The 9,356-nt window shown below is 69.5% G+C and carries 5 protein-coding genes and 1 pseudogene; all 6 read left to right on the plus strand.

The features are described from left to right. The first annotated feature begins 33 nt into the window (after positions 1-33). The 6 genes and pseudogenes from trxA to VE172_RS01385 all read left to right on the plus strand — a co-directional run bounded on the left by trxA (position 34) and on the right by VE172_RS01385 (position 9,283). Complete coding sequence (gene trxA, locus VE172_RS01360; RefSeq protein WP_324796056.1) at positions 34-930, plus strand: thioredoxin; 897 nt, start codon at positions 34-36, stop codon at positions 928-930. Between the two features lie 56 nt (positions 931-986). Beyond that, positions 987-1,886, plus strand: a pseudogene (locus VE172_RS01365) (arginase family protein); the annotation flags it as partial. A gap of 253 nt (positions 1,887-2,139) precedes the next feature. Further along, positions 2,140-7,008, plus strand: coding sequence for an NAD-glutamate dehydrogenase (locus VE172_RS01370; protein WP_324796061.1), 4,869 nt, complete (start codon positions 2,140-2,142; stop codon positions 7,006-7,008). Positions 7,009-7,135: 127 nt separating this feature from the next. After that, positions 7,136-7,807: a peptidoglycan recognition protein family protein gene (locus VE172_RS01375; protein WP_324796064.1), complete on the plus strand. Its 672-nt coding sequence runs from the start codon at positions 7,136-7,138 to the stop codon at positions 7,805-7,807. Positions 7,808-7,812: 5 nt separating this feature from the next. Beyond that, positions 7,813-8,493: a peptidoglycan recognition protein family protein gene (locus VE172_RS01380; RefSeq protein ID WP_324796067.1), complete on the plus strand. Its 681-nt coding sequence runs from the start codon at positions 7,813-7,815 to the stop codon at positions 8,491-8,493. Between the two features lie 166 nt (positions 8,494-8,659). Continuing rightward, positions 8,660-9,283, plus strand: coding sequence for a LysE family translocator (locus VE172_RS01385; protein WP_324796070.1), 624 nt, complete (start codon positions 8,660-8,662; stop codon positions 9,281-9,283). The last annotated feature ends 73 nt before the right edge of the window (positions 9,284-9,356 follow it).

A 9,356-nucleotide genomic window follows, 5' to 3' on the forward strand; every position in this document is an offset into this window, starting at 1 on the left:
TCGGGCGCCGGATTTGATGCGAGACTGGACGTCATGAACACGCCTGATCCTCGTCAAGCCCCGCAGCGCCTGCTGGCCGGCGCGGTGGATCTGTCCGCCCTGGCCCAGTCCCGTCCGTCCCCGCAGGCCGCCGCCCCCGATGACGGCGAAGCCCCGGCCGCGGGCCCGCCCGCCGACGGCGTGGCGGTCGTCGACGTCACCGAGGTCACCTTCCAGTCTGAGGTGCTGGAGCGGTCGCTGTCGACGCCGGTGGTGATCGACTTCTGGGCCGAGTGGTGCGGCCCGTGCAAGAAGCTGTCGCCGGTGCTGGAGAAGCTGGCCGTCGAGGCCGACGGCGCCTGGACCCTGGCCAAGATCGACGTGGACGCCAACCCGCAGCTGCAGGCGGCGTTCCAGGTGCAGTCGATTCCCACGGTGATCGCGATGTGGCAGGGCCGTCCGGTCGACGGCTTCCAGGGCGTGCAGCCGGAGACCACCCTGCGCACCTGGTTGGGCCAGTTGATGGAGGCCGCCGGGGGGCAGGCGCCGGAGATGCCGGTCGATCCGACGTTCGCCGCGGCGGAGTCGGCGCTGGAGTCGGGCGACCTGGACGGCGCCGAGCGCGCCTATCAGAACTATTTGGACGATAACCCGGGCGCGACCGAGGCCGAGGCGGGTCTGGCCCAGGTGCGGCTGCTGCGCCGGGTGCGCGACGCCGGGGACGCCACCGGGGCCGACGAGATCTCGGCGACCCTGTCCGCCGCGGACGCCGCGGTGATGAACGGCGAGGCCGAGAAGGCGTACGACCAGCTCATCGCCCTGATCGGGCGGCTGGGCGGCGAGGATCGTGATACCGTCCGCAAGCACCTGCTGGAGCTGTTCGCCGTGGCCGGCGGCGACGACCCGACGGTGTCGGCGGCGCGCCGCAAGCTCGCCGCGGTGCTGTTTTAACGACGGGCCCCGTTCCACACCACCCCCTTGTCAGATCGGAGCGTTGTCACCGACCAATGCGACGCATCGCCATCCTGGACGCCCCCTCGAACCTTGGCCTGCGACCGCCCACACCGACCACGGTGCCCGGTTGCGCCAAGGCTCCCGGGGCGCTGCGCGACCGGGGACTGGTGGCGCAGCTGGCGGCGCGCGACGCGGGTTGCCTGACGCCGCCGCGCTTCGACACCGGCGAGTGGCAGCCGGGGGACGGGGTGTCGCAGGCCGCCGAGATCGCGGAGTATTCGCGAAGGCTCGCCGACCGCATCGACGCCATTGTGGACGCGGGGGAGTGGCCGCTGGTGCTCGGCGGCGACTGCTCGATCCTGTTGGGCTCGGCGGTGGCGATGCGGCGGCGCGGCAAGCTGACCGGATCCCGCTACGGGCTGATCTTCATGGACGGTCACTCCGACTTCCGCCACCCCGGAAACTCGCCGTACGTGGGTGCGGCGGCCGGGGAGGACCTGGCGCTGGTGACCGGGCGCGGCCAGGTCGACCTCACCGACATCGACGGCCACCGGCCGTACGTGGAGCCCGCCCACACCGTGGTGCTGGGCATCCGCGACTCCGACGCGCACCGCATCGAGCTGACCGCCGCGGGCATCACCCATCGCACCGCCACCCAGGTGCGCGCCACCGGCGCGGTCCGCAGCGCCGAATGGGCGGTGGAGGAGCTGGGCGACGTCACGGGATTCTGGCTGCACGTCGATGTGGACATTTTGGACTCACTCGTGATGCCCGCGGTGGACTCGCCCGACCCGGGCGGCATCGCGCTGGGGGAGTTTCAGCAGCTCATCGAGGTGTTCTCGTCGTACGAGGAGTGCCTCGGCATGGAGCTGACGGTCTTCGATCCCGACTACGACCCGGACGGCGAGTACGCCGAGGCGATCGCCTCGACGCTCGCCCGGGCGCTGGCCCCCTGAGCGAGCGCGCGTGCGGAGTTTGTGGATTTGTGAGCGATAGCGTCGCCAATCGGTCAGGTCGCGTGCAGCCGGGAAACCCCCGCCGGGCAGCCACGACGGACGCTTACCTCATCACGCGGTTACACCCCTCGATGGGCGGCCGGGAGCTGCCGTGCATGTGTGGAAGGACAGTCGTAGGCTCGTGCATAGTGCGGCGCCCACATTGGCGTGGGCGCGAAAGTTATTTGGGAGCTGGCGAACGGTGTTGGCAATGGCCGCAGACGAAGACGACCGGAATATCGACGAGGAACTTCCCAACCGAGAAACCCTCATCTCCGACGCGGCGAACCTGGCCGGGGATGACGGCGAACTCGCCGACCTGGTGCGACGATATTGGCGCTTCGTCCCGGACGAGGATCTGGCCGGCCGCTCGGCCGCCGACCTGTTCCACGTCACCGTCGCCCACCGGGAACTGGCGTCCCAGCGCGTGGTCGGCGAGGTCAAGCTGTCGGTGACCACCCCCGAGGCCCCCGAACCCGACGGCGAGCCCGCCCCGCCCCGCCACACCTCGATCGACATCGTCACCGACGACATGCCGTTCCTGGTCGACTCGATCACCACGGCGCTGACCTCCCGCGACCTCGACATCCACGTCGTGGTGCACCCGCTGGTGCCGGTCGTCCGCGAAGTCATGGGCGCCTTGCAATCCCTGCCGTCCCATGAGGACGCCGAGGGCGCGGTCGCCGAGAGCTGGATGCACTTCGAGGTGGACCGGCTGCGCGACGCCGAGAAGGTCACCGACGTCCACAACGCCATCCTGGGCGTGCTGACCGACGTGCGGCAGTGCGTGGAGGATTGGCCGCGGATGCGCGCGGTCGCCACCGAGCTGGCCGCCGAGATCGCCGACGACGGCGAGCGGCTGCCGGTGCCCGAGCGCGACCTCACCGACGCCGTCGAGCTGCTGCGCTGGCTGGCCGACAACCACTTCACGTTCCTGGGCTACCGCGAATACCGCCTCGCCGACACCGACGCCGGACAGGCGCTGGAGGCGGTTGGCGGCAGCGGCCTGGGCCTGCTGCGCGCCGACCAGGGCGCGCCGAAGCTGTTGAGCGCCCTGACCCCCGAGGCGTACGAGCAGGTGCTGGAGAAGCGGCTCCTGATCGTCACCAAGACGAACTCCCGCTCCACCGTCCACCGTCACTCCTACATGGACTATGTCGGCTTCAAGGTCTTCGACGACGCCGGCAACGTGATCGGCGAGCGCCGCTTCCTGGGCCTGTTCACCACGGCCGCCTACCTGTCCAGCGTCAAGGACCTGCCCGTGGTGAGCCGCAAGGCCGCCGACGTGATGGACCGCTCCGGCCTGTCTCCCAACAGCCACTCCGGCAAGGACCTGATGGCCATCCTGGAGACCTACCCGCGCGACGAGCTGTTCCAAAGCTCCACCGACAACCTGTTCCACACCGCCATGGACGTGCTGCGGCTGGCCGGCCGCCGCCGGCTGCGCTTCTTCGCGCGCCGCGACACCTACGGCCGCTTCTTCTCCTGCCTGGTGTACCTGCCGCGCGACCGCTTCGACACCGACAACCGCCTGAAGATCCAGAAGATCCTCATGGCCCGGCTCAACGGCGTCGGCATCGACTTCTCCACCTACGTGTCGGAGTCGGTGCTGGCCCGCATCCACCTGACGGTGCGGGTCGACCCGGCCAACCCGCCCGGCGACGTCGACGTCGCCGCCGTCCAAAGGGAACTCATCGAGGCCACCCGCTCCTGGGACGCCGACTTCTCGGTGCTGCTGGACCGCCAGCTCGGCGAGGACCAGTCCAAGGACGTGTACCTGCGCTACGTCGACGCGTTCTCCAATGTGTACAAGGACAGCCACTCGCCGCGCGAGGCCGCCAAGGACATCGCCAAGCTCGAGCTGGTGGACGAGCCCGGTGAGCTCGCGTTGCACCTGTTCCGCCGCCGCAAGAGCGACGAGGACATCCGCTTCAAGGTGTTCCGCTTCGGCGAGCCGATGATGCTGTCGGCCGTGCTGCCGGTGCTGCACTCGCTGGGCGTCACCGTCGAGGACGAGCACCCCTACGAGATCGAGCGCGCCGACGGCACGGTCTTCCTGCACGACTTCGGTTTGCGGCTGCCTGCCGACCTGCCGACCCAGGTGCCGCAGGTGCGCGCCGACGTGGAGAACGCGTTCTCGGCGTCGTGGCGCGGCGAGGCCGAGACCGACGGCTTCAACGCCCTGGTGCTGCGCGCCGGGTTGACCTGGCGCCAGGTGGTGATCCTGCGGGCCTACGCCAAGTACCTCCGCCAGGCCGGAACCACCCAGTCCAGCTCCTTCATGGCGTCCACGCTGTGCTCGCACCCGCAGCTGGCCAAGCAGCTGGTGTCGCTGTTCGAGACGCGCTTCGACCCGCGGCTGGAGCTCACCGCGCAGGCCCGCGACGACCGGGCCGCCGAGATCGCCACGGCGTTCGAGGCCGCCCTGGAGGACGTCCCCAGCCTCAACGCCGACCGGGTGCTGCGCTCGTACCTCGGTCTGATCCGCGCCACCCTGCGCACGTCCTACTACCAGCGCGGATCCTCCGGCCGCCCCAAGTCCTATGTGGCTCTCAAGCTCGACCCGCAGTCGATCCCCGAGCTGCCCGAGCCGCGTCCGGCCTTCGAGATCTTCGTGTACTCGCCGCGCTTCGAGGGCGTCCACCTGCGCTTCGGCAAGGTGGCGCGCGGCGGTCTGCGCTGGAGCGACCGCGAGGACTTCCGCACCGAGATCCTCGGCCTCGTCAAGGCGCAGATGGTGAAGAACACCGTGATCGTGCCCGTGGGCTCCAAGGGCGGCTTCCTGCTCAAGCAGGCGCCGAGCGAGCGCGAGGCCCTGCAAGTCGAGGGCGTCACCTGCTACAAGCTGTTCATCTCGGCGCTGCTGGACGTCACCGACAACATCGACTCCGGTTCCGGCAAGGTGATCCCGCCGCCGGAGGTGGTGCGCCACGACTCCGACGACACCTACCTGGTGGTGGCCGCCGACAAGGGAACCGCGACGTTCTCCGACATCGCCAACGGCATCGCCAACCACTACAACTTCTGGCTCGGCGACGCCTTCGCCTCGGGCGGCTCGGCCGGCTACGACCACAAGAAGATGGGCATCACCGCCCGCGGCGCCTGGGAGTCGGTGAAGCGGCACTTCAAGACGATGGGTGTCGACACCCAGACCACCGACCACACCTGCGTGGGCATCGGCGACATGGGCGGCGACGTGTTCGGCAATGGCCTGATGTGCTCGCCGCACACGCGCCTGATCGCGGCGTTCAACCACATGCACATCTTCATCGACCCCAACCCCGACACGCCTGCGGCGTACGCCGAACGCCAGCGGCTGTTCGCGCTGCCTCGCTCCACATGGGACGACTTCAACCACGACCTGATCTCCGAAGGCGGGGGCGTGTGGTCCCGTTCCGCCAAGCGGATCCCGGTGTCGCCGCAGGTCCGCGCCGCCCTGGGCATCGAGGACCCGGTGAAGGAGCTGGCGCCCAGCGACCTGATCAAGGCCATCCTGCGCGCCAAGGTGGACCTGTTGTGGAACGGCGGCATCGGCACCTACGTCAAGGGCAGCGCCGAGACCAACGCCGACGTCGGCGACAAGAGCAACGACCCGCTGCGGGTGGACGGCGCCGAGCTGCGCTGCACCGTCGTGGGCGAGGGCGGCAACCTGGGCCTCACCCAGCGCGGCCGCATCGAGGCCGCCAAGAACGGCGTGCGGCTGGCCACCGACTTCATCGACAACTCCGCCGGCGTCGACACCTCCGACCACGAGGTCAACATCAAGGTCCTGCTGTCGCGGGCGATCCACGCCGGGCTGCTGCCCGCGGGCGACCGCGACCAGCTGCTGGAGGAGATGACCGACGAGGTCGCGCGCTTGGCGCTGGACGACAACTACAACCAGAACACGGCCCTGGCCGCCGCCGACGCCCAGTCCAGCACGCTGTTCAGCGTCCACATCAGGCTGATGCGGTACCTGTCGAAGACGGCGGGCCTGAATCGCCAGCTGGAGGCGTTGCCGTCCGACAAGGAGATCGCCACCCGGATGGCCGCGGGCGAGGGGCTCACCGAGCCGGAGCTGGCCGTCATCCTGTCGTACGTGAAGATCGGTCTGGAGACCGAGATCAACGACTCCGACCTGCCGGACGAGGCGTGGACCAAGCCGGTGCTGTCGGAGTACTTCCCGACGCCGCTGCGGGAACGCTTCGAGCGCCTGATGCCCGAGCACCCGCTGCGCCGCGAGATCGTCACCACGGTGCTGGTCAACGAGGCCGTCAACCGGGGCGGAACATCCTTTGTGTTCCGTGCCATGGAGGAGACCGGCGCCGGCGCCGCGGATGTGTTGCGCGCCTACGTGATCGTCCGCGACGTGTTCGGGCTGTCCGAGATCTGGGCCGACATCGAGGCGCTGGACAACCAGATCCCCGCCGCCGCGCAGACCGAGGCGATGCTGGTGATCCGGCGGCTGCTGGACCGCGGCGTGCGCTGGCTGGTGCAAAACCGCGCCGTCCCGCTGGAGGTCCCCCCCGAGACCGACCGGATGCGCCCGGGAGTGTCCACACTGCTGCCGCGGGTGCGGGAACTGTTGCAGGGCACCGAGGCCGAGGGCATGAGCGAGTACGCCGAGACCCTGGTGAGCAAGGGCGTCCCGCAGAGTCTCGCCGAGCGGGTCGCCGGCCTGATGTACGGCTTCGGCCTGGTCGACGTGGTCGAGGTGACCGACGCCCAGCGCTGCGACCGGCAGTCGGTGGCCGACGTCTACTTCACCCTGACGGCCCGCTTCGGCGCCGACGACGTGCTCAACAAGATCTCGGCGCTGCCGCGCGACAACCGCTCCCGGACCCTGGCCCGCACCGCGCTGCGCTACGACCTGTACGCGGCGCTGGCGGCGCTGACCCGCCAGGTCATGGCGACCACGCCGGACGACATGACCGCCGCCGAGCGGGTCGACCAGTGGCAGCACGACAACGCCGCCACCCTGGACCGGGTGGTGTCGGCGCGCGCCGAGTTCGTGACCGAGGGGGCCGACCTGGCCTCGCTGTCGGTGCTGCTGCGCCAGATCCGCACCCTGGCCCAGGCCTCCGCGGCCCGCGCGCACTAGCCATAAGAACCGCATAACCAGTAGGTTCAGGGGTTCCCCGGCGCATACGTCGATGGTAGGAAGGTGTTGACCGTCCGCGATGGCGGTCACCACCTTCCGATACGACGAACCGTGGGAGCCCCTGATCATGTCGACATCCCCTTCCCCGTCCCGGCGCAATGTGCTGCGGGGCGCGATCCTGATCGGCGCTGGCGGAGTGGTCGGAGGCGGGGCGCTACTGGCGTCCGGCATCGCCTCGGCCGAGGTCACCGACCCCAAGATCATCGGCTGCGACGCGTGGGGCGCGCGTCAGCCCGCCGACCCGCTGAACCAGCTCGACAACAACCCGGACAAGATCCTGATCCACCACACCGCGTCCAGCAATGACACCGGCACCACCGAGGACGACGCCAAGTCCATCGCCCAGCAGATCCAGCACTGGCACATGGACGAAAACGGCTGGTCCGACACCGGCCAGCACTTCACCGTCAGCCGGGGCGGCTTCGCGCTGGAGGGTCGCCACACCAGCCTGCAACACCTCACCGACGGCAAGGGCATGGTGCAGGGCGCCCACTGCCCGGGCCAGAACACCTCGGCGATCGGCATCGAGCACGAGGGCCTGTACACCAGCATCGAGCCGCCGAAGGCGCTGTACGACAAGACGGTCGAGCTGTGCGCGTTCATCTGCGGCAAGTACTCCATCGACCCCAAGGAGATCTACGGGCACCGCGACTACTACAGCACCGAGTGCCCGGGCGAGAAGTTCTACGCGATGCTGCCGCAGCTGCGTAAGGACGTCGCGGCGAAGATGAAGGGCTGAAACCCATGGGCGACAACACATCCGGCCCGTCCCGCCGCAACGTGCTGCGCGGCGCGGTCCTGCTGGGCGTCGGCGTGGCCGCCGGCGGCGGGGCCCTGTTGAGCACCGGCATCGCCGGCGCCGACGTGCCCGTCCCCGACATCGCCGACTGCGACACCTGGGGCGCCCGTCCCCCCTCGGAGGACGTCACCCCGGTCGAGCGCAACCCCGACAAGATCATCGTCCACCACACCGAATCGGCCAACACCGACGACACCTCGCAGGACGCGGCCTACGCCATCGCCCGCGAGATCCAGCACTGGCACATGGACGAAAACGGCTGGATCGACACCGGCCAGCACTTCACCAACAGCCGCGGCGGCTTCCTCATGGAGGGCCGCCACACCAGCCTGAAGCACCTCACCGACGGCAAGGGCATGGTGCAGGGCGCCCACGCCCCCGGGCAGAACGACAAGGCCATCGGCATCGAGAACCAGGGCACCTACTTCACGGTGGAGCCGCCGAAGGCCCTGTGGGACAGCCTGGTGAAGCTGTGCGCGTACATCTGCGCCCAGTACGGCATCAAGGCCACCGAGATCTACGGCCACCGCGACTACACCGACACCGACTGCCCCGGCGACGTGCTGTACGGCAAGATCCCGCAGCTGCGCGAGGAAGTCCAAAAGGTACTGGACGGTACCCCCTGACCTTATTTTCCTCTCACAAACACCTGTGCCCCCGATCCTCCCACCCGAGGATCGGGGGCACACGGTCGCCGGTGCCGGTACGAAACCTGATGTCGAGAATCTGCTTGGAGAAACGCCGCGGCCGATGGACCATGGCCCTCGAGGCGCCAAACGTCAAGGACGAATCATGACGATATCGATGTACCTGAGTTTCCTGTTGTTCGCCGCCATCGTGGTCGTCGCGCCGGGACCGGACTTCGCCGTGGTGCTCAAGAACTGCGTCGTCGGCGGGCGTGGGCCCGGAATGGCGACCTCGCTGGGGGTGCTCGCCAGCCTCGCCGTGCACGCCAGCTGCGCGGTGCTGGGGGTCAGCGTCGTGTTGGTGCGGATCGAGCCGCTGTTTCAGGCGATCCGCTGGGCCGGGGTGGCGTACCTGGTGTACCTCGGCGTGCGGGCGCTGCGGTCGGCGCGGCGCGGGCGTTACGCCGAGGTCTCGGCCGCCGACGGCACCGCGCGCGTGCTGCGGGGCTTCGGGCAGGGGTTCCTGTCCAACATCACCAACCCGAAGGCGTTCGCGTTCTATCTGTCGGTGCTGCCGCAGTTCGTCAGCGCCAGCGACAGCCACACCTCGACGCTGCTGCTGTTGGCCTTCACCCACGCGGCGGTGGCCGTGGTGTGGTTCATGCTGGTCCCGCTGTTCACGCATCGCCTGCGGGCGTGGCTGAAGCGGCGGCCGGTGCGGCGCGCGGTCGACGCCGCCACCGGCGTCGCCCTGATCGGCTTCGGCGCCAAGCTGGCCACCGAGAGCTAGAGCGCGTCCGCCAGCAGCAGTTCCGCGGCGGCCTGGGCGTTGGCGGCGGCGGCGCCGTAGGTGGCGAGGTATC

The organism is Stackebrandtia sp. (assembly GCF_035643755.1).
Taxonomy (GTDB): domain Bacteria; phylum Actinomycetota; class Actinomycetes; order Mycobacteriales; family Micromonosporaceae; genus Stackebrandtia.

Excerpts from the sequence above, each read along its gene's own strand:
- trxA (WP_324796056.1), top strand. The coding sequence starts at position 34 with ATGAACACGCCTGATCCTCGTCAAGCCCCGCAGCGCCTGCTGGCCGGC.
- VE172_RS01375 (WP_324796064.1), top strand. The coding sequence starts at position 7,136 with ATGTCGACATCCCCTTCCCCGTCCCGGCGCAATGTGCTGCGGGGCGCG.
- VE172_RS01370 (WP_324796061.1), top strand. The coding sequence starts at position 2,140 with ATGGCCGCAGACGAAGACGACCGGAATATCGACGAGGAACTTCCCAAC.
- VE172_RS01380 (WP_324796067.1), top strand. The coding sequence starts at position 7,813 with ATGGGCGACAACACATCCGGCCCGTCCCGCCGCAACGTGCTGCGCGGC.
- VE172_RS01385 (WP_324796070.1), top strand. The coding sequence starts at position 8,660 with ATGACGATATCGATGTACCTGAGTTTCCTGTTGTTCGCCGCCATCGTG.